This window comes from Tepidimonas sp. HKU78, from assembly GCF_049860815.1.
Lineage (GTDB): Bacteria > Pseudomonadota > Gammaproteobacteria > Burkholderiales > Burkholderiaceae_C > Tepidimonas.
The window spans coordinates 1,972,003-1,992,506 of sequence record NZ_CP187547.1 but is presented as its reverse complement, the minus strand read 5'-3'; the positions used below and the strand labels follow the sequence as shown (position 1 = coordinate 1,992,506).

At 64.1% G+C, this 20,504-nt stretch carries 19 protein-coding genes and 2 pseudogenes; 5 read left to right on the top strand and 16 right to left on the bottom strand.

The genetic code is table 11. The features are described from left to right. Window positions 1-10: 10 nt before the first annotated feature. A pseudogene (locus ACPYIS_RS09935) lies at window positions 11-244 on the top strand (group II intron reverse transcriptase/maturase); the annotation flags it as partial. 181 nt (window positions 245-425) lie between these two features. Here the strand turns inward: ACPYIS_RS09935 and ACPYIS_RS09930 are convergent. The 4 genes and pseudogenes from ACPYIS_RS09930 to ACPYIS_RS09915 all read right to left on the bottom strand — a co-directional run. Continuing rightward, a complete protein-coding gene (locus ACPYIS_RS09930; RefSeq protein ID WP_424894619.1) occupies window positions 426-2,714 on the bottom strand; it encodes a TonB-dependent receptor in 2,289 nt (762 codons plus the stop codon). Window positions 2,715-3,201: 487 nt separating this feature from the next. Continuing rightward, window positions 3,202-4,728, bottom strand: a complete 1,527-nt coding sequence (gene exaC, locus ACPYIS_RS09925; protein ID WP_424894618.1) for an acetaldehyde dehydrogenase ExaC — start codon at window positions 4,726-4,728, stop codon at window positions 3,202-3,204. A 475-nt stretch (window positions 4,729-5,203) separates the two neighbouring features. Beyond that, window positions 5,204-5,365, bottom strand: coding sequence for a hypothetical protein (locus ACPYIS_RS09920; protein ID WP_424894617.1), 162 nt, complete (start codon window positions 5,363-5,365; stop codon window positions 5,204-5,206). Window positions 5,366-5,387: 22 nt separating this feature from the next. Continuing rightward, window positions 5,388-5,972: pseudogene (locus tag ACPYIS_RS09915) on the bottom strand (transposase); the annotation flags it as partial. Between ACPYIS_RS09915 and ACPYIS_RS09910 the strand changes: the two are divergent. Then, window positions 5,890-6,285, top strand: a complete 396-nt coding sequence (locus ACPYIS_RS09910; protein ID WP_425973528.1) for an integrase core domain-containing protein — start codon at window positions 5,890-5,892, stop codon at window positions 6,283-6,285. The pseudogene ACPYIS_RS09915 and the gene ACPYIS_RS09910 overlap by 83 nt on opposite strands. 231 nt (window positions 6,286-6,516) lie before the next feature. Here ACPYIS_RS09910 and ACPYIS_RS09905 read toward each other — a convergent pair whose 3' ends face one another. From ACPYIS_RS09905 to ACPYIS_RS09875, 7 genes are all read right to left on the bottom strand, one after another. Then, entirely contained in the window at window positions 6,517-6,897 is a 381-nt protein-coding gene (locus tag ACPYIS_RS09905; RefSeq protein ID WP_424894615.1) for a c-type cytochrome, read from the bottom strand. A gap of 87 nt (window positions 6,898-6,984) precedes the next feature. Further along, window positions 6,985-8,706: a PQQ-dependent methanol/ethanol family dehydrogenase gene (locus tag ACPYIS_RS09900; protein ID WP_424895248.1), complete on the bottom strand. Its 1,722-nt coding sequence runs from the start codon at window positions 8,704-8,706 to the stop codon at window positions 6,985-6,987. 276 nt (window positions 8,707-8,982) lie between these two features. Beyond that, complete coding sequence (locus tag ACPYIS_RS09895) at window positions 8,983-9,984, bottom strand: quinoprotein relay system zinc metallohydrolase 1 (RefSeq protein WP_424894614.1); 1,002 nt, start codon at window positions 9,982-9,984, stop codon at window positions 8,983-8,985. Further along, window positions 9,981-10,766 carry a quinoprotein dehydrogenase-associated SoxYZ-like carrier gene (locus tag ACPYIS_RS09890; protein ID WP_424894613.1) on the bottom strand — a complete coding sequence of 262 codons (786 nt, stop codon included), beginning with the start codon at window positions 10,764-10,766 and terminating at the stop codon, window positions 9,981-9,983. Before ACPYIS_RS09890 ends, ACPYIS_RS09895 begins: the two co-directional genes overlap by 4 nt. 16 nt (window positions 10,767-10,782) lie before the next feature. Beyond that, window positions 10,783-11,628 carry an ABC transporter permease gene (locus ACPYIS_RS09885; RefSeq protein ID WP_424894612.1) on the bottom strand — a complete coding sequence of 282 codons (846 nt, stop codon included), beginning with the start codon at window positions 11,626-11,628 and terminating at the stop codon, window positions 10,783-10,785. Next, window positions 11,610-12,812, bottom strand: coding sequence for a branched-chain amino acid ABC transporter substrate-binding protein (locus ACPYIS_RS09880; protein ID WP_424894611.1), 1,203 nt, complete (start codon window positions 12,810-12,812; stop codon window positions 11,610-11,612). The genes ACPYIS_RS09885 and ACPYIS_RS09880 overlap by 19 nt, the downstream gene beginning before the upstream one ends. Beyond that, a complete protein-coding gene (locus tag ACPYIS_RS09875) occupies window positions 12,809-13,798 on the bottom strand; it encodes a PQQ-dependent catabolism-associated beta-propeller protein (protein WP_424894610.1) in 990 nt (329 codons plus the stop codon). The genes ACPYIS_RS09880 and ACPYIS_RS09875 overlap by 4 nt, the downstream gene beginning before the upstream one ends. Window positions 13,799-14,056: 258 nt before the next feature. On the opposite strand from ACPYIS_RS09875, the gene ACPYIS_RS09870 reads away from it, so the two are divergent. Beyond that, a complete protein-coding gene (locus ACPYIS_RS09870) occupies window positions 14,057-14,974 on the top strand; it encodes a tripartite tricarboxylate transporter substrate binding protein (protein WP_425973525.1) in 918 nt (305 codons plus the stop codon). Next, a complete protein-coding gene (locus ACPYIS_RS09865) occupies window positions 14,971-15,753 on the top strand; it encodes an ATP-binding cassette domain-containing protein (RefSeq protein ID WP_425973524.1) in 783 nt (260 codons plus the stop codon). The genes ACPYIS_RS09870 and ACPYIS_RS09865 overlap by 4 nt, the downstream gene beginning before the upstream one ends. 122 nt (window positions 15,754-15,875) lie before the next feature. Here the strand turns inward: ACPYIS_RS09865 and pqqE are convergent, their stop codons facing one another. The 5 genes from pqqE to pqqA all read right to left on the bottom strand — a co-directional run bounded on the left by pqqE (window position 15,876) and on the right by pqqA (window position 19,346). Further along, window positions 15,876-17,012: a pyrroloquinoline quinone biosynthesis protein PqqE gene (gene pqqE / locus ACPYIS_RS09860; RefSeq protein ID WP_424894607.1), complete on the bottom strand. Its 1,137-nt coding sequence runs from the start codon at window positions 17,010-17,012 to the stop codon at window positions 15,876-15,878. A gap of 4 nt (window positions 17,013-17,016) precedes the next feature. Then, window positions 17,017-17,280, bottom strand: coding sequence for a pyrroloquinoline quinone biosynthesis peptide chaperone PqqD (pqqD, locus tag ACPYIS_RS09855; RefSeq protein ID WP_424894606.1), 264 nt, complete (start codon window positions 17,278-17,280; stop codon window positions 17,017-17,019). 121 nt (window positions 17,281-17,401) lie between these two features. Then, window positions 17,402-18,133 (bottom strand): pyrroloquinoline-quinone synthase PqqC, encoded by a 732-nt coding sequence (pqqC, locus tag ACPYIS_RS09850; protein WP_424894605.1) that lies wholly within the window; start codon window positions 18,131-18,133, stop codon window positions 17,402-17,404. Between the two features lie 5 nt (window positions 18,134-18,138). Beyond that, the gene (pqqB, locus tag ACPYIS_RS09845; protein WP_424894604.1) at window positions 18,139-19,056 is read right to left on the bottom strand and encodes a pyrroloquinoline quinone biosynthesis protein PqqB; all 918 of its coding nucleotides are present in this window, start codon (window positions 19,054-19,056) and stop codon (window positions 18,139-18,141) included. Between the two features lie 215 nt (window positions 19,057-19,271). After that, complete coding sequence (gene pqqA / locus ACPYIS_RS09840; protein WP_068167214.1) at window positions 19,272-19,346, bottom strand: pyrroloquinoline quinone precursor peptide PqqA; 75 nt, start codon at window positions 19,344-19,346, stop codon at window positions 19,272-19,274. A 77-nt stretch (window positions 19,347-19,423) separates the two neighbouring features. Between pqqA and ACPYIS_RS09835 the strand changes: the two genes are divergently transcribed. Further along, complete coding sequence (locus ACPYIS_RS09835) at window positions 19,424-20,500, top strand: alpha/beta fold hydrolase (RefSeq protein WP_424894603.1); 1,077 nt, start codon at window positions 19,424-19,426, stop codon at window positions 20,498-20,500. Window positions 20,501-20,504: the final 4 nt, after the last annotated feature.

The following is a 20,504-nucleotide window of genomic DNA, read 5'->3' as shown; positions in this document are numbered from 1 at the left end:
CACCCTCGGCGTCTGGCGATCGCTGGACGAATGGCTGCGCCACCGACTACGGGCGATCCACCTCAAGCACTGGAAGCGGGGTAGCACGATCTACCGGGAACTGCTCAACCTAGGCGCGTCCGAACACGTGGCAAAGCGGGTGGCAGGCAATTCCCGCTGCTGGTGGCGGAATAGCGCGGGCGAGCTCAACCGGGTGCTGACCATTGCCTACTTCGACAAACTTGGCGTTCCCCGTCTCTCATGACCTCAACTTCTCGAACCGCCCGGTGCGGACCCGCATGCCGGGTGGTGTGGGAGGGGCCCGGTCAGGTATCCTGACCGCCCCTATCCCGATGGCTGGTAGGTGTGAAGCCAAATTGGCTTGAACCCGTCGTCCATCAATCGCTGGAAGCTATTGAAAGCGTAGCGATTGCGCAGGCCATGGCTCAACGCCACTCATAGCGCATGCCGACGGTGAAACTGCGGCCCGCGCCGGGCGCGACGAATCGCGCCGCGCCCATGTCGTCGCCGGGCCGGACCATAACGCCGCCGGGGAAGGCGTCCTCGTTGCCCGTGGCGTAGCTCACGTAGCGCTTGTCCAGCAGGTTGTTGACGCGCATATAGATCTTCCAGCCCGGGTGGACCTGCCAGCTGGCGCGGGCATTGAACAGGCCGTAGCCGGCCACGGTGCCCAGCTCGGGGCGCGAGCCGCTCTCGTTGCCGGCCACCACCTGGGAGCTGGTGGCCAGCCAGTCGCCGCCCAGCACTACGCCGGGCGCGGCGCGCCAGTCGACCGAGAGCTTGAACACATGGCGCGGCAAGGCGGCCATGCGCGTGCCGGGCTGGAAGGTGTTGGGCTTGGAGGCCGTGCTCAAGGGGCCGAAGAGCACGCCGCTGCTCTGGTAGGTGGCATCCAGGTAGACGTAGCTGGCGCGCACGTCCCAGGCGCCGCGCTGCACATGGGCGCCCAGCTCCAGGCCCTGGCGGCGTGTCTTGCCGATGTTGTCGAAGAACCCGGCCTGCGAGACGCCCGCGCGCATGAAGGCAATGTCGTCGCTGTTCACCGAGCGGAACAGGGCGCCGGTCAGCTGCACGCCCCCGGCCGGGCGCAGCCGCAGGCCCAGCTCCAGGGTGCGCGTGACCACCTGCTTGAGATAGGGGTCGGCCTGCAGGCCGGTCGGCAGCGTGCAGGGCTGGGCCGGATCGGCGCAGCCCAGCTCCAGCGCGGTCGGCATGCGCGTGCCCTGCGACAGGCTGGCAAAGCCGATGGCCGCCGGCGTGAAGGCGTGGGTGATGCCAATGGCGGGGTTGAGCCTGCTGTAGGTGAAGCTCTCGCGCGCGTGCGGCGCGGGGTGGCCCAGGTCGTTGCGCACGCGGCTGCGGTTCCAGCGCGCCGACAGGCTCAGCTGCGTGTGCTCTGCGAGCTGGATGGTGTCGGCCGCGAACAGCCCCAGGCGCGTGCCGCGCCCGCGCAGCGACACCTCGTGCTCCAGGTCTGATCCGGGGAGGGGCTGGGCGACGCGGTTGTCGTCGAAGAGCGCTTCCTGCTGGTACTGGTCGTAGTCGGAAGTGCTGCGTGCCAGGTCCAGACCCAGGGCCAGCTGGTGCGCGCCGGCCTGGCGCGTCCATTGCAGCGTCGCGCCGTCCTCGGCATACCGTGCCTGGCTTCTGTTGAACACGGCGCTGCTCGGGGCCGAGGGGGTGGCGCAATCGGCGGCGCCGGATTCCTCGCAATCCTCGATCCACTCGGCCCAGTCTTCGCTGACGTCGCCGTTGCTGCCGTTGCGCCGCGAGGAACGGTGCCATGCCACCAGCGAAATCTGGTCGTTCGGGGTGATGGAGTGCGACAGCTGGAAGTTGAGCAGCGCGCCCCGGTTGCGCGTCTGGTCGTAGAAGGTATAGCCGGCACGTCGGTTGACGTCGTACAGGCTCTGGTTGAGCAGGCCATTGCCGATCAGGTTGCTGCGGCCATAGCTATAGCTCAGCGCCCAGGCCGTGTCGCCCCGGGTGCGCCCGAGCTTGAGGTACACGTTGCCCAGGTGGCCCGGCGAGCGTTCGCGCCAGCCGTTTTCCTCGAACCACGAGCCGGCGGCGTAGCCGTGCCAGCCCTCGCCCCACTGCGCGCCATGGCCGAATTCGAGGCGCCTGCGCGCGTGGCTGCCAAAGGACATATCGACCTCCGTGCCCGGGTGCGTCAAGCCCGACTTGGTGCCCAGCACCAGCGCGCCGCCCAGGGTGTTGAGCCCGTACAGCGGGTTGGTGCCGGGAATCAGGGCCACGTTGGCCAGCGCCATCTCGGGCACCAGGTCCCAGTCCATCACGTCTCCCAGCGGCTGGTTGATGCGCACGCCATCCAGGTACACCGACAGGCCCTGGGGCGAGCCCAGCAGGGGCGACAGGCGGTGGCCGCGGTAGCTCAGGTCGGTCTGGTAGGGGCTGCCCTGGATGTCGGAGGCGATGACGCCGGGCATGCTGCGTTGGAGGAAATCGGCCAGGTTGGTCGCGCCGGAGCGCTCGATCTGTGCGTCGCTGCGCATCTGCGCATTGCCGGGGTATTGCTCCACCGACACGTCGAGCCCGGGCAGCGGTGCCTGGTGCACCACTTCCACCACGGGCAGGCGGTGGACATTGTCGGTGTCAACGGCCTGCGCCGCAGCCACCACCGGAAAGGTGGACGCCACGGCCAGCCAGAGGCGGCGGGGCCTGAAGAGGGTGTTGAAGAGGGTGTTTGTCATGGGGGTGCGGTGGTTGCACGGCCCGGCGGGCGAGCGCCGTCGGTGGCCATGGGGCAGAAAAAGAAGGGGCCGGGCGGGCACGCCCTGGCCCCACGGCGTCAAAGGCCCGTCTTCATGATCTTGAAGGTCCAGACCGAGCCGCCCTGCTCCAGGAAGTTCACCTTCTTGGCCACTTCGCCGCCCCACAGCGGCACGGCGCCACCCCAGCCGGACACCAGCGTCAGCGTGGTTTGCAGTCGATGAGGGGTATGGCGCGGGGTTGAGCCGGTCGCGCACGGTGGCGGCCAGCCCGCGTGTCAGGCGGCCTGCGCCGTAGCGTTGCTGCGCTTGCAGCTCGCCCGCATGAAATACGCCAAAGCCGGGGTCTTGCCCGCAGGTGGGGTCTGGGGGCATGGGTGTGCCTTTGTTGGGTGAATATCCCAAAGCCCCCAAGGGCAGGGCCGGCCCCACGCACGAGGCCAGGCCCTGGGGGCCTGGGGCGCAGCCGTCAGAAAAAGCCCAGCGCGTTGGGGTTGTAGCTGACCAGCAGGCACTTGGTTTGCTGGTAGTGCTTGAGCGTCATCTTGTGGTTTTCGCGCCCGATGCCCGATTGCTTGTAGCCGCCGAAGGCCGCGTGCGCGGGGTACAGGTGGTAGCAGTTGGTCCACACGCGCCCGGCCTGGATGCCCCGGCCCATGCGGTAGGCGCGGGTGCCGTCGCGCGTCCACACGCCGGCGCCCAGGCCGTAGATGGTGTCGTTGGCAATGTGCAGGGCTTCTTCCTCGTCCTTGAAGGTGGTCACGGCCGCCACGGGGCCGAAGATTTCTTCCTGGAACACGCGCATGTCGTTCTTGCCAAACAGCATGGTGGGCTGCACGTAGTAGCCATCGTCAATGCCGCCGCCGGGACGGTTGCGCGCGCCGCCGATCAGCACCTGCGCGCCTTCTTGCTTGCCGATGTCGATGTAGCCGAGGATCTTGTCCAGCTGCTGCTGCGAGGCTTGCGCGCCCACCATGGTGTCGGCGCTCAGGGGGTGGCCCAGCTTCATGGCCTGCACGCGCTTGACGGCTTTTTCGATGAACTTTTCGTAGATGGACTCTTGCACCAGGATGCGCGAGGGGCAGGTGCAGACCTCGCCCTGGTTGAGCGCGAACATGGACAGCCCTTCCAGCGCCTTGTCCAAAAAGGCGTCGTCCTTGTCCAGCACGTCGGCAAAGAAGATGTTGGGGCTTTTGCCGCCCAGCTCCACGGTGCTGGGGATGAGGTTTTCTGCCGCGCACTTGAGGATGTGCTTGCCCACGGGGGTAGAGCCGGTAAAGGCCACTTTGGCAATGCGCTTGCTGGTGGCCAGCGCCTCGCCCGCTTCCTTGCCAAAGCCGTTGACCACGTTCACCACGCCGGGCGGAAGCAGCTCGTGGATCAGCTCCATCAGCACCATGATGGATGCCGGTGTTTGCTCAGCGGGCTTGAGCACCACGGTGCAGCCTGCGGCCAGGGCCACGGGCAGCTTCCACGCGGCCATCAGCAGCGGGAAGTTCCAGGGAATGATTTGCCCCACCACGCCCACCGGCTCGTTGAAGTGGTAGGCCACGGTGTCTTTGTCAATCTCGGAAATGCTGCCTTCTTCCGCACGCAGGCAACCCGCGAAGTAGCGGAAGTGGTCAATCGCCAGCGGAATGTCGGCGGCCATGGTCTCGCGCAGGGGCTTGCCGTTGTCAATGGTTTCGGCCACGGCCAGCAGCTTGAGGTTTTGCTCCATGCGGTCGGCAATGCGCAGCAGCACGTTGGCGCGCTCCATGGGCGAGGTGGCGGCCCACTTGGGAAAAGCCGCGTGCGCGGCATCCAGCGCCAGGTTGATGTCGTCCACGCCCGAGCGGGCGACCTTGCAAAACGGCTTGCCGGAAATGGGCGAGACGTTTTCAAAATACTCACCCTTGACCGGCGGCACCCACTTGCCGCCAATGTAGTTGTCGTAGCTGGCGCGGTAAGGAAATGCCATGTCAAGGCCATGGCGCTTGAGGTCGTCGGCGTTCATGCCCGTTTTCTCCTCTGATGGTTGGGAAAAAGACCGCCGTTAACGCTTGAGCGTGCTGGCGGGCCGCGGCATCAGAAGCAACAAGCGTACCAATCGTGGACCGGGAGCGGCGTTTTGCGGGTTTGTCCTGATCTCTGGCGCGATCGCGGGTCGGGTGCGGCTGCCGCTCGGTGGCATTAGGCTGCCCGGGGGGGTGACGGCATACGGGTTTTATCCCGATTTGACACAGCTGCGCCTGCGTCACAATGACACCGCACACGCTGACACAGCGCACACCTAAACTGCCCCCAGAGGGCGCGGGCAACCCGTCATGCGGCATGCCCGGGCTTGAGGAGAAAAACGCCCCATGTGGAATCAGCCTTCTCCCGGCGCGGTTGGCGCCGACGCACTGTTGCATCAAGCACGCCAGGCCCTGCAAGCGGGCGCGCTGGCTGCTGAAGACCTGCTGCCTCCAGCGCTGGCGCATGTCTCGCGCTCATGGCGGCGCAGCCTGGATGCCGGGCTCAACGCCTTTCGCGCCCGCCCGCCCGCGCCGCTGACCCGCCTGGAAGTGGCCCGCGCCACCGAGCGCCAGCACGAGCTGCTGGCCCACGCCCGCCCCATCATGGAATACCTCATGGGCCAGACGCGTGAACACGCCGGCATGGTCATCCTGGCCGACGCGGTCGCGAGGCCGAGACACGCCGCCGGCTGCGCTGCTTGGGCACCTGCAGTTTGGCCTGCTGCCACAGCCGAAGCATACGATCCCAGCCGAGCTGAATGCCTTCCCGCTCCAAGTACACATGGATTCGGCGGTAGCCGAACCTTGGGTACAGCGCGGCGTAGTGCCGCATCCGCTCGACCACCGGGGCGTCCTTCTGCGGCATTTTGGCCTCATAGCCCAGCGTCGAGCGCGACACGCCCAGCAGCGAGCACGCCCGCCGGGCACTGATGCCACGCTCGACCATTGCCGGAACCAGTGCGCGCCGTGCCGGCGCGCTCACCACTTTTTTGCGGTGATCTCCTTCATGACCTCGATCTCGAGGTCTCGCTCGGCCAGCAGCTTCTTCAGTCGGGCGTTTTCTTGCTGCAGGGTGCGCAGCTGTCTCACGTCCGCAGCCTCCAGTTGCCCGTAGCGTTTGCCACCACAGGTACAGAGTCTGCTCGCTGACGCCGTGCTTCTTGGCCACCTCCGCCACGGGTGACCGGTCGGCCTCCCGCAGGATCTTGACCATCTGCTCTTCGGTAAATCGGGACTTTCGCATAGGCTCCTCGTCTTCGTCGGGAGCCATCCTCTCAACTTTCAACTGGACCGAAAATCACCCGGCAGGTCACTGGGGTATCGACAAGAGCTTCGCCTTTGTTGCCGAACCCCAGACCAACGGCGTGGCCGAGCGCTTCAATCGAACGCTGAAGGAGCAGGCCATCCATGGCCGCATCTTCCGCAACCTCGAAGCAGTCCGGCAGGCCGTCACCGAATTCAGGGATCGTTACAATCGTCACTGGCGTCTCGAGAAACTGGGCTTCATGTCACCCCTTGAAGCCCGGCAGTCTTATGCCATCCGGAAGGCCGCATGAACTGCAAATCTGTGTCCAATCAATTGCGGGCGGTACAGTAGCCGCCATGTTTCTTAATAGGGGCGGCACCGGGCTCACCAACCGGTGACTGGGTGATCGCACTCACCAGCCGGCGGGATGGACCGTCACGCCTCAGCCTGAGCGGTGCGTCTCCGCAGAACGTACGCGGTATACGAAAGATGTACATTTAACCAGGGAGAGCTGAGCAGTTTCGCCGGTGGGGCTGCAACTTCAGTGGATGCTCATCACCCACTGGGCCAGCGTTTTGATGTCCGCGATACTCATGTTCGGATGTGCTGGCATCGGGATACGGCCCCATTTGCCCTTGCTACCGTACTGGATGGATTGCATCAGACCTGCAACCGCATCCTTGTCATCCTTGTATTTGGCGGAGATGGCGACAAAGGCCGGGCCGACCACCTTCTCCTGCACCGAATGGCAGGACAGGCAGCCATTGACCTTAGCCAGTTCGATGGCTGCGACCCCGTCCTCGGCATACGCGAAGGTGCTGGCTGCAGTCAGCAGTGAAGCAATGAAAAAAAAGGTGCGCATGGCAAATTCTCCGCAAGAAAACAAAACATTCAAATAGAAGGCGGTTTCAACCGTTCGCATACCGTGCCTCGGCTGAAACCGCCCAACTTGGCAGGGCCACATCGCCCCCCCCAAGGGCCGGGAAAGTCCTCTGTCGCGGCTAGGACATCACTTCATGAGCTTGAAAGCCCAGACGGAACCGCCTTGCTCCAAGAAATTGACCTTTTTAGCCACCTCGCCGCCCCACAGCGGCACCGCCCCTCCCCAGCCGGAGACGACGGCGATGTACTGTTCACCATCCTGCGTCCAGGTGATCGGAGGCGCGACGATGCCGGAGCCTGTCTGGAACTGCCAGACCACCTTGCCGGTCTTGGCGTCCGCGGCCTTCAGGTAGCCCTCGGGCGTGCCCCAGAACACCAGGTCGCCTGTGGTCAGCACGCCACCCCAGAGCGGAGCCTCGTTCTTGACTTCCCACTCAACCTTGCCGGTCTTCGGATCGATGGCACGCAAAGAGCCGATGTGGTCGTCGAACAGCGGCTTGATGGTGAAGCCGGCGCCCAGGTAGGCCGCGCCCTTCTTGTAGGTGACGGGCTCGTTCCAGATTTCCATGCCCCATTCGTTGGTGGGCACGTAGAACAGACCAGTTTTGGGGCTGTAGGCCATGGGCATCTGGTTCTTGCCACCCAGGAAGCCCGGCGCGGTGAATACGGCCTTACCCTTGGTTCCGTCGCCACCAGCAGCAGTCGGGTCACCCGGGCGGTTTTCCGGCACAAAGTTCGGACGGCCAGTCTTGAGATCGATGCCGGTGGCCCAGGTGACCTTCTTCACGAAGGGGAAGGCATTGAGAAGCTTGCCAGTTTCAGCGTCGTTCACATAGAAGAAACCGTTGCGGTCGGCCTTGGCACCGACGCGCCTGCCGTCCATATCAAAGATCACAAACTCGTTGACGCCGTCGTAGTCCCAGCCATCGTTCGGCGTAGACTGGTAGTGCCATTTGATCTGGCCGGTTTTCACGTCGATGGCCACGGTAGAGGCAGAGTACAGGTTGTCACCCTTGCGCACATGGCTGTTCCACGGGCCAGGATTACCGGTACCGAAGTAGGCCAGACCGGTCTTGGGATCGTAGGTGCCGCCCAACCAGGTGGCCGCACCGCCTGTCTTCCACGTCTCGCCCGGCCAGGTGGCGTTGGTAGTGCCGGTGATGCCGTTCTCCTTCTTGTTGCCGTCCTTGTCCCAGACATAACCCATGTGGCCCTCGACTACTGGACGGGACCAGACCATTTTGCCGGTACGAGGGTCGCGCGCTTCCACGCGGCCGACCACGCCAAATTCGCCGCCGGAAACACCCGTCAGCAGCAGGCCATCGGCGATCAGTGGCGCAGCGGTGTAGCTGTAGCCCGCAGTATAGTCATCGATTTTCTCGCGCCAGACCACCCTGCCGGTGTTCTGGTCCAACGCCACCAGCTGCGCGTCCAGCGTGCCGAAGATGACAAGGTTGTCGTACAGCGCGGCGCCGCGGTTGATCACGTCGCAGCACGGCATGATGCCCTCAGGCAGGCGGTGTTCGTACTTCCAAAGCTTCTTGCCGGTTTTGCTATCCAATGCGTAAATGCGCGAGTAGGACGCGGTGACGAACATCTTGCCGTTGTACACCAATGGCTGGCTCTGCTGTCCGCGCTGCTTTTCACCGCCAAAGGACATCGACCACACCGGCACCAGGCGATGGACGTTCTTGGTGTTGATGCCGTTGAGTGGCGAGTGGCGCTGGCCTTGCGTGCCCAAGCCCCAGGTCAGAACGTCGTCGGGGGTGGCCGCGTCGTTGGCGATCATGGCGTCGGTCACGCCCTGGGCGCTGACGTGCGCCGCGGTTGCCATGACCATGAGGCTCATTAGGATGCGTTTCACTGTCGGTCTCCTGCTCATTGAAGGGTTAATGGCGTTTCAGCAGTGGGTGCCGCTGGACCGCTCTGGTGGCTCCGCCCCGCCGGTCTCACCTGCGTGCACATCACGTGAGACCTAGTGCAACTTCTGTGCCAGCGCTCGCAGGGCTTCGTGCCTAGGGTTATCACCGACGATTGACTATTGGGAAGCGCCCCGAAAACCCCGGGGAATGCGTCAAGCACGCAACGGGGCCGGGACAGCGCTGTGACACTGTTCAAAAATGTCTCACTTGGCGGAGGCCTCCATGACACGTTGCTCGTAACGGGGGTACCACTGTGTTAGCGTGCGCTGCAGTTCGGCCGGCTGCGCCGCCCACTTCGCGAAACGCTCGGGCACGGGCGTATCCAGCACCTCGCCAAGATCCAGCCCGCGCTCCGCCGACGTTTGCATCAGCGTAGTCAGCCACTGTAGCCAGTCGCGCGTCTGCCGCACGCCGACCGTCCCCTCATGCACCGGACCATGGCTGGGCACCACCGTCTTGGCGCGGCCGCTGGTCAGCAACTGCTCGAGCGTGTCCAGACTCGCCAGCCAGGCTGCGAACTGGGCGTGCGGCGTGGTCGGTACGCGCTCGGCAAACACCAAACCGCCCGCGAAGAGCACGCCGGTGCTCGTGTCGAGGATGACCAGGTCATCGCTGGTGTGGCCACTCAAGCGCATTAGCTCCAGCTGGTGACGGCCCATTTGCAGGGTCTGCGGCAAGCTCCGGGGATCGATAGCCTGCCGCGAGGGAGTCGATTCAGTACCGCGCATCCAGTCCCCACAAAGCCGGTAAAGGTTGTTGGCGTAGCCATTCCCCTCGGCGCGCGAGCCTGCAATGGTGCCGCTCAGCGCCTCGGTCGGCCGGTCGGCCCAAGCCTGGTGGCCGAAGTAATAGTCGGGATGCAGGTTCAGCTGAAACACTTTACGCACCGGCGCTCGGGTGATCTGTTCGATGGCGCGCCGCTGCTGCTCGCCGTACAGACGAGACGGCCCCGTGTTGATCACGACCACGCCTTCTCCGGTATCGATGAAAGCGGTGTTGATGATGTTGCAACCGTTGGCCCGCGAAAAGTCAGCTACATCCCCTTCGATCACCCAGGTGTCGGGTGCGATCTGGCGGGGCTTTAGGTCGTAATCGAGCCGGGCCAGGTCGGGCTTGGAGACAAAGGGGGGTCCTGGGGCAACCGACTGTGCCAATGCTGCGGTTGCGGCCAGCGTCCACAGTGCAGCTTCGAAAAGGCGCCTCATGCCCTCACCTCCGCGTCAATGCGGTTGCCGTTATTGTCACGACCGATAAGTCGAAAAACCGTCGGCGAGGTCAGGGGCAGCTCAAAGGTCATCAACGGGTTTTCCGACACCGGCTCATGCAGTGCGATGCGCCACCATGCCCGGCCGCCGGGGTCCAGCAGCTCCATCTGCTCGATGTAGAAAGCCGGAATGCCTGCGACCAGCCCGGTGTCCATGGGATGCATCACCCGCAGGCGCAGGCGGCGGCTGCCCTCGATGACGTTGTTGAAAAAGCGCGCCTGAACCTGGCCCAGGGTACGGCTCCACGAACCGTCGGTGCGGGTGATACCCGGCACCGTGCAGCCACCGCCGGCGGCCTGCACCCAGGTGCTGCCCACGTGCCACTGGTCGTCTCGCGTTTGCACGAAGGCACGCACCGGCGAGGCCTGCTCCAGGCGGATGCGGAAGGCCAGCAGGGGCAGCGCACGCAGTGGCTCATAGTCCAGCACCTGGCGTACCGGGTTCCGGTCCACCGCGACGCGGATGCGCGCCACGCCGCCGCCCACGCTGGCCAGGCCGCGCGCGTCCACCAACAGCGGTACGTTCATCGCATCCTCGGCGAAAGCCGGTCCTTTGACGATTACCGCGTCGGTGAAGCGGGCAACGACTTTACCGATGGTCTCCTCGCGCAGACTGGGGTATTGCATCGAGCCCAGCGGATCGCCGCCGGTGTGGTCTTCCTGTGCCCAGGCCGGTATGGCGATTAAGGCCGCGGCCTTCATCCATTGGCGTCTCGTGTTCATCGCTGCTGCCCCCGTTTCAACCACCCGGCTTCTTACGTATCCAGCCCCGTTGCGGGTCATAGCCCCACAGGGCCAGGCCAAAGAAAACCGCCGTGCAGCCCAGCACCACCGCCCAGGCCGCGCTGTTGAATTGCCCGTACATGGCAAAACGCATGGCTTCTACCGCGTGGGTAAAGGGGTTGACCTGAGCCAGCTTCAACAGCCACCAGGCGCCGGACTCTTCGAGCTTCCACAACGGGTATAGTGCGGGGCTGATGAAGAACATCGGGAAGATCACGAAGTTCATGGTGCCGGCGAAGTTCTCCAGCTGCTTGACGTAGACCGAAAGCACCAGCCCGACCGAGGCCAGCATGACCGCACCGCACACCATGGCCAATAACAGGGCTGGCAGGTGCGCCACCGCGACGTCCACGCCAAAGGCCCCGGCAATACCGAGGAACACCACCATCTGCAGCACCGACAGCGCCGTACCCGCCAGCAGCTTGAAGGCTAGAAGCCAGCCGCGAGGCAGCGGCGCCGTCAGCAAAAGGCGCATCACACCCATCTCGCGGTCGTAAACCATGGACAGCGAACTCTGCATGCCGTTGAAAAGGGCCACCATGCCCAGCAAGCCCGGTACCATGTAGACTTTGTATTCGATGTACGTCTCGTACGGCGGGACGATGGCCACACCGAACACATTGTGAAAGCCGGCCGAGAACACCACAAACCACAGCAGCGGCCGCACCAGAGCAGAGCCAAGACGTGAGGGCTGACGCACAAAGCGCGCGATCTCGCGACCCACCACCGCGCGCAGCGCGCGCAGCAGGTGCGGCAGCAGGGCGGGAGTCGGGTCAGCGGTGTTCAGGGTCGCTGCTTGCATGCGCTCTCCGCCTCATCCACCCCAAGGGTGTCCAGGACATCTTTCGGGTGCAGCACGCCATCGAGTGGCGCCACGCCGATCACGCCATCCACATGGCTCAGAAAAATCGGCTGGCGCAGTTGGCCGTCCCAAGTGCGAAAACTCAGGCGCGGCCCCTTGAAGCCGTCCAACCCCAGCGAACCACCGCGCAGAGCCTTGAGCTGCTGAGCTACAGGCGCCTTAGGCAGTTCCAACAATACGGTCGCCACCGCGCGGCCAGCGATCCAAGCAGCCCAGTCGTGACCGGTCATCGGGCGCTGAGCGGACTTGGCGAAACGGCGTGAGAGCTGCGGGCCACCGTTACGCTCCCACTGGGGGTGCCAAGGCACGGCTACCAGTCCAGCAGCCCCAACCACCGGGCGCGGCAGCTGCGTAGCATAGGGAACGGTACGGGCGAACTCGCCATCGCTGTCGAGCACAACGACCACCTCGTACTCGAGGTCGGCGCCAGTGAGTAAGCGCACATTGCCCAAATCGCGCTCGCGCGGGTCGCCGGTCGGCTTGAACGATTTGAGCGAAACGGTGCGGATGCCATAGCGCTTGGCCGCTCGGTTGAAGGCGTCAAGCTGCAGCGCGTCGCCCGACAGCGGGCCCCGCAACACCAGCGCCTTGCGCCAGTTATGGGCAGCTAAATACTGCGCCAGCGCGTCGCTGAGCATGGCACGGCTCGGATAGGTATGCAGAAGGTAAGGTGCGCAGTGCGGGCCGCGCAGCGCGTCGTCGTCGGCTGCCACATTGAACACGATGGCCCCGCCCAGCACAGTTGGGACCGCCTGCACCAGCGCGCGCATCTCGGCAGCGGGCAGGTCGGCCACAATGTACTGCACCTTGGCTGCTTTGAGATCAGCCAGCGCCTTGCTCAGCGCGGCGCTGCTCGGCAGTACGATGTCTTTCACTTCTAGAGCGATACCAGCGGCGTCCAGCTCGAAAGCCGAGTCCTCTGCCGCCAGCCGTACACCGTCGATGGCGCGTCCCGTGGGGTGACCCGGATACGCCTTTTCTATGCGGCGCGGCGCGTGTCGCGGGTCCCCCTCGAGTGAGATCACGGCAAGCGTGACCTTGGTGACCGCCAACGCTGGCAGCACCGCCGCAAGCGCCAATATGCCCAAAAGGGCGCGCAGAGCTGCGGTCAGCCAACGTGTCATTTGGCGACAAGGACTGAGTGCGGCACCCGGCCAGCGGGCACAGTCTTGACGGCCTTTGCCGACGCCACGTTGATTAGCGTCATGTCATCTGAGAGACCATTGACCACGAACAGCGTCTTGCCGTCCGGCGAGAAATCGAGACCCCATGGCCGCTTGCCTACCAGCACCAGATTCTTCACCGCCTTGGTGGCCACGTCCACTTCGGCCACGTGGTTGGCGCGGCCCAGGCCAACCCACACGCGCTTGCCGTCGGGACTGACTGCCATGCCAACGGGTGTGATGTCTGCAGCACGCATGCCCTTGACCTCAAACTTGATCTTCTGCTTTTCAGTATGGGTCGTGATGTCGACCACGCTCACCGAAGCGTCCAGCTCGTTGGTGACCCACAGCTCGCTGATATCAGCCAACAGGACAAAGCGGCGCGGGCGCTTGCCGACCTTGATGTTCTTCGTCACCTTCTTCGTGCCCAAGTCGATCACGTGGACCATATTGGCTACCTCAGAGGTCACGTAGGCCGTCTTGCCATCGGGGGCGATCAGCACGCCCTCGGGCTCGCCGCCGGTTTTTACCTCGAACAACGCTTTCTTGCTGGCGATATCGTACGCGCCTAACGCACCGTTGTCCTCAAGCGAGACATATGCGGTCTTGCCATCGGGACTCAGTCCGAACATTTCCGGGCTCTCGCCCAGCGGCACGGTGCCGGCCAGTCTGCCACCGGTCACGTCCACCACGCCCATGGCGTTGCTATCGCCGCAGATCACGTAGATCTGCGAACCGTCGGTGCTGAACTTCATGTCACGCGGGCGCCTGCACACATCGATCGCACCCTGCCGCTCGCCTGCCGTATTGAACACATAGAGCTTGTTGTCCTTCTCGCTGGACACATAGACCTTGCTCTGCGCCCGCACGGGGCCTGCGGTCACTGCGGCAGCGACACACAGTGCTAGAAAAAGCGGACGAAGAGATCGTGCGGTGCAAAGGGCCATACGAAGCGTCTCCTAGAATGGTTGGCGGATCGTTTCTATTCAGCAATTTCGGTGCCAGTCCGCTGCAGGAATGGATATTGCGTATGACAACCAATAAAACACTCTGGTGCATGCAAAACGACCGGGTAAACCCTGAGACAACACGCTACCGTCATGGCCCGACAAAACACCACAGCCTGTTACTGCTCAATTGCGCAACACTCGAGTGTTACACGTCGACACTGGCTGAAGTGGAGTCTAGCCTTGGCTGCCACACCGATGGCCAATGCCCGGCTATCTTTTCCTGGTAAGCCAGTACAGGTGATCGTGCCCTGGCCAGCCGGCGGGCAGACCGACCTGACCATGCGCATCTTGGCCGAGGAGGCCGCGCCTTTACTGGGACAGCCGGTGGTCATCGTCAACAAGCCTGGCGCCGCGGGCACACTGGTGGTGCCCCTGCTCAAGGCCGCGGAACCCGACGGCCACACCATTGGCCAAGTGCCCATCACGGTCTACCGACACGCGCTGATGCATCATGTGGCCTGGGACCCGGTGAAGGACCTTGCACCGATAGCCCAGGTCTCAAGCGTGCACTTCGGCCTGCTGGTACCATCCAACAGCCCGTTCCGCTCTGTGGCTGACCTGATCGGCTGGGCTGTCCAGCACCCGGGCGAACTCATCCTGGGCTCCACTGGCATCGGCACCACGTCCCACCTGGCGATGGAAGAGATCCTAACCCAGCACAACGTGAAATACGTGCACGTTCCCTACAAAGGCACGGCCGATCAGATGCTCGCCATCGCCACCGGACAGATCATGGGTGGGGTCAACTCTTCGGGTTTTGCGCCTTGGGTGGAAAAGGGACAAGTGCGCTTGTTGGCAATATTCAGTGCCGCCCGCAACCCACGCTGGCCCGACGCGCCGACGATGCGCGAGCTGGGCTATCCGCAGGCGGTTTATACGTCCCCATGGGGACTCGCCGCACCGGCCGGCACGCCACCGTCGGTGATCCAGATACTACACGGTGTCTTTTATAAGGCCATGTTCAGTACCCGTCACATCGAAGCCCTGGCCCGCTTCGATCAGTCGCTGGATTACCTCAACACCCACGACTACCGCATGGCTGTGCTGGCCACCATTGAGCGCGAAAAAAAATTGCTCGCCCGTATGAACCTGCTGGCCGCTCCCGCCTCATGACCGCTCTCAGCTGTGACACGGTACTGCGCGCCGATAACCTGTACAAAGCCTACGACGGCAAACCCGCGCTCCAAAGCGTCAGCCTGCAACTGAGGGCCGGCGAACTGTTGGCCTTGCTGGGTCCAAATGGCGCAGGCAAATCGACCCTGCTGCAATTGCTCACTGGCTTGTTTACACCCGACCAGGGGACGATATGGGTGTTAGGCCACGATATTCGCCAGCACCCGGCGCGCGCGTTGGCGGGCTTAGGCGTGGTGTTTCAGCAGTGCGCGCTCGACCTCGACCTGACGGTGATGGCCAACCTGCTGTTTCACACAGACCTGCACGGTATGCCGCGTTCGGTGGCGCGCGAACGCATTTCGGCGCAGCTGTCAGCCATCGGCCTGCAGGATCAGGCCCGTGCGGTCGTGCGCAGCCTCTCCGGTGGCACGCGGCGCAAAGTGGAGCTGGCGCGCGCCCTGCTCCACCGCCCGCGCGTACTCCTGATGGACGAAGCCACCGTGGGACTGGACCCAGCCTCGCGTCAGCAGTTGCTGGGCACCGTTCAGCGTCTGTGCCGCGAGCAGGGCGTGGCCGTTTTATGGGCCACGCACCTGATCGAGGAAGTCAGGTGCGCCGACCGCCTGCTGCTGCTGCACCGAGGCACGGTGCGCTTTGACGGCGAGGTCACGGCCTTTACCGCGATGGCCGACGGGCCAGACTTCCAGACCGAGGCGCTAAAGGCGCTACAGCGACTCGAGGCCATGAAGCCGGCCGGCAAAGCGAACTCGCTCGGATAAGTCAAACCGGTTGATCATGCAGTGGGCGGCAGCGTAAGGAATCTAGGGGCAGCCGCTCGATTGCTCCGAGACAGCTTTCAACGCAAACGTGCCCACACCGCTCAGGCCTTGAATGAGGTTGCTCACGGCAGCGGGTGCAAGGCGCGTGAAGCGGCGTCGCTACGGAATACGATCGGGGTGTTCCGGCGCATGGGCGCGTCGCGGACAACGGCCACCACCTTTTCATGGTGAGCCGACTTGCTGCACACCGGGTCGGTTTCGGTCGCATCGCCAGTCAGCAAGAAGGCCTGGCAGCGGCAACCGCCGAAGTCCCTGTGGCGGTCATCGCAGTTGCGGCAGATCGGCTTCATCCAAGCGTCGCCACGGAAAGCATTGAAAGCATCGCTGCGATACCAGATGTCGGCGAGTGGCATATCCCTCACGTTTGGCAGATGAAGGCCCGGAAGATCGCGCGCGTTGTGGCAGGGCATAGCCAGCCCGTCAGGCGCAATCGAAAGAAACACCGCGCCCCAGCCGTTCATACAGGCCTTAGGGCGCTCTTCGAAATAGTCAGGCACAACGAAAAGCACACGGGTCTTGTGGCCTTCCGTCCTCTCGTTCTGCTCGGCGCGAAAGGCATTCACTTCGGCTTCGGCTTGCGCAAGTTCCTCACGCGTTGGCATGAGGTGGTAACGGTTGACCCAGGCCCATCCGTAGTATTGGGCGTTGGCCAGTTCAAGATACTCGGCTTCGAGCGCCACCGCCATGTCGATGATCTTTCGCACATGCGGCAGGTTGTGCCGGTGCAATACACAGTTCATCACCATGGGCCAGTCATGCGCCTTGATGAGTTTGGCGACGCGCTGCTTGAGATCGAAGGTTCTCGTGTGGCTGAGAAAGTCGTTCAGCTCCCTGGTGGAGTCCTGGAATGAAAGTTGAATATGATCCAGTCCCGCATCCTTGAGCCGCTGCGCTCGCGTTGGCGTAAGGCCCACCCCCGAGGTGATCAGGTTGGTGTAGTAGCCCAGGCGGTGCGCCTCTTGCACCAATTCCTCCAAGTCGTCGCGCAACAGCGGCTCACCCCCTGAAAAACCTAGCTGCGCGGCGCCAAGTTTGCGCGCCTGTGTGATCACGTCCACCCACTGAGCTGTCGATAGCTCGTCAGTGATCAACGCATGGCGCGTGGGGTTGTAACAGAACACGCAGTGCAGCGGACACTGGTAGGTCAACTCCGCCAGCAGCCACAGCGGCGGACCGGCCGGGGTCGGGTTTGCACTCAAGAGATCACTCGATCCAACCACGGCGTTTGCCCTCCTCCAGCAGGTTACGGACGTCCGCTTCAATGCCCTGTACGTGAAACGCGGCCTCCAGCTCAGCCACGATCGCGTCGATGGATTGCTCGCCGTTGCAGCGCTTTAGGATTTCAGCTGCACTCCGATTGAGCTGCACCATACCTTCCGGGTAGAGCAGCACCCAGCGCGACTGCGCCTCTTCATACTGCAGCCGGAAACGGCGGGATAGCTTGGGTTGTAAGGGAAGAGAGCTCATGTCGACAGCAGCGGTGGATCAGAGAGACCGTCCTTCGGGGCGCACCGTGGCACTTGCTTTGCCCAGCCGCAGGCGCTCCTCCGCGCAGCAGAGAAGCGAAGCGACGCAGGGCGGGCACGTGTCACTGACACGCTTTCTCGATGGCGTCGAGCATGGTCCAAAGAATGTCCAGCTTGAATTGCAGAATATCCAGCGCGCGGTGCTGCTGCGCCCGGGTCCGGAAATGGTCCAGCGTCACACGCAGGCTGTGTTCTACGTCGCGGCTGGCCAATGGGATGCGGCTGCGGAAGTAGGCCAGGCCGTCAGCATCGATCCAGGGGTAGTGTGCAGGCCAGCTAGCCAGACGATCCTTGTGAATCTGCGGCGCGAACATCTCGGTCAGCGAGGCGCACACCGCTTCCTGCCAGGGGGCGGTGGCGGCGAAGTGCACGTAGGCATCGCAGGCAAAGCGCACCGCAGGCACCACATGCTGCAGGGACCACAGTTCTTCACGCGGGATACCCACAGCCTCACCCAGGCGGGTCCAAGCCTCGATGCCGCCGGCCGCTGGACCCTGGTAATCGCCATAGCCGTCGTGGTCGAGTATGCGATTGATCCATAGGCGTCGGTGCTCGCGGTCGGGCATGTTGGCCAGGATGGCGGCGTCCTTGCGCGGGATGCAAATTTGGTAGTAAAAGCGGTTGGCCACCCAACAGCGTATCTCGTCGGGCGTGCAACCGCCCGAGTTCATGCGTACATTGAACGGATGGTGGATGTGATAGGCCTTGCCCTTGGCACGCAGCTGGGCTTCAAATTCGGCGCGGTCCCAGGGCGGCAGGTGATCGTCGGTACGCAAGGGTTGAGCGATTTCCATGGGTCTCAGAATGTGATTTCCAGACCGTCGAAAGCAACTTCGATGCCGTGCTGCGTCAGAAGCGCGCGCTCGCGCGAGTCCTCCACCAGTATGGGATTGGTGTTGTTGATGTGGATGAGAATCTTGCGCACGGACGCGGGCAGGCGGTCGAGCTGTTCGATCATGCCGCCCGGTCCGCTCTGCGGCAGGTGGCCCATATCCAGCGCGGACTTCGTGGACAGGCCCAGGCGCTGCATCTCGTCGTTCGCCCAGAACGTGCCATCGACCAGCACCACCGCGCAGCTGCTCATGAGCGCAATAAGCTCCGGTGTGACTTCAGCCAAGCCGGGGGCATAGAAGGCCTTGGCGCCGGTGGCCCGGTTGGTCATCAGCAGGCCGATGTTGTCCCCTGGGCGGGGCGCGTCGCGAAAAGGCGAGTACGGTGGCGGCTTGGAATTCAGCGCCACGGCCTGCAGCTGCAGACCCGGCAGGGCCGATATGTGGACAGCGCTGCCATCGATGGGTAGTTCCTTTCGCTCGATGCCGCAGTAGTGCGAGAGGATGCCGGTGATCGGAAAGCCGCTGGAGATGTCCGAAAACACCTCCGGCGTGGCCAGAAGGGCCAGCGGCGTCTTGTGCTCGCGCAGCATCAGCAGGCCGGTCGCGTGGTCGATCTGAGCGTCCATTAGCAGCACGGCGGCGATGCCGCTGTCGCGGATCGCTCGGCCCGGCTGCAGGGACGGGGTGCGCTGGATCTGGGTTAGGATGTCGGGCGAGGCGTTGACCAGCAGCCAATTAGTGCCGTCGGCACTCAGCGCAATGGACGATTGCGTGCGTGGTGTTGCGCGCAGCGTACCACGTCGCACACCATCGCAGTTGGGGCAATTGCAATTCCACTGCGGGAAACCGCCGCCCGCCGATGAACCCAAAACCCGGATGCGCATGGACTATCGGTCAGCGGACAAGAAACAAAACGCGAGAGCGGTACCAAGCGCCGCAAGAGAAGCGAAACATGCCAAACATCGGAATCCGCACTCGACGCCGGTCTGCAGAGCCCTGTCGCAGGCGCCCCTGAGGCCGGCCCTGCCGGGCCACAGGGGACGCTTCCCCCATCTTTCCCGTCGGACTAGAAGGCAAGCCAGCGACGCAGAAAGGAGGGTTACCGGTTAGCGATGTACATGGTGATCTCAAACCCGAAGCGCAGATCAGTAAAAGCGGGAGTGGTCCATTGCATGATATGTGTCTCCAGAAGAAGGTTGGCACGGAAAGTGATTGCTGCCCGACTGCTCAACAGCATCACGAGCAGCACCAATGTATCGCAATATCTGTGCCACCTCGGATCCGCCTAGGGAAAACCCCACGCCAGTGATCTGGTCGCCACCGAGCCTCCTGCCGGTCGGGCGCTGTCACCGCATCGCTTGGCGCGGACTGGGTGCCGCAGCTGGCGAGCCGTGGCTGGTGCTGCACGGCGGCCCGGGCAGTGGAGCACAGCCCGGCCTTGTGACACCGCTGGACCTGCACTGCCAGCGCGCCATCGTGCCCGACCAACGCGGCAGCGGAGCCAGCCGCCCGCGCGGCAGCACGCGGGGCAACCACCTACAGGCTCTCGTTGCCGATCTGGAGGCCTTGCGCGTGCACCTGAGCCTAGAGCGCTGGGCCGTGCTGGCCGGATCCTGGGGCACGGTGCTGGCGCTGGCCTATGCGCAGCGGCACCCCCAGCGTGTGCAGCGCCTGGTGCTGCGTGGGGCTTTTGCCCTGCGCTGGCGCGAGATTGGTGGCTTGTTGCTGCCCACGCCGCAGACCCGACAGCGCCTGGGCAACGAGCCGTTTTGGCCCATTCAGGTGGGTACGCCACTGCCCGTGGCACTGCGTCGCCTAGCGCAGGTGCTTCAAACTGGAACACTCGGTGTTGCAGCGCTGCGCGTCACCCGTCGCTGGGCGGTGCTGGAAGCAGGGTTGGCCGAGCATGGGATGAAACGAAGCGAGCGCCTAGCGCGGCTGGATGGTGATCTCGCGCTGGCAGCGGCCATTCACCGGGAGTGGGCCGTGTTGCACCGGCGCTTGCGTAGCGCGCAGGCCCAGGCCCGGCAGCCGCGCCGCTTGCCGGCCGACCACGCCGCCCTGCGCAAATACCGCATTCAGGTCCACTACCTGCGCCACCGCGGTTTCGTGCGACCGGGGCAACTCGACCGGGCGGTGCGAGAGCTCACGCAGCAGGGTGTGCCCATCGAATGGGTGCACGGCCGCTGCGATGCCGTCTGCCCACCGGCCAACAGCCATCGTTGGGCAGCGGTAGGCGGTCGGCTTAGGCTGCCACTGGCTGGCCACCTGGGCCACGAGCCCGCGTTGGTGGCGGCGCTACGCGCCGTGGTAAGGGGCGGCGCATGAGGCG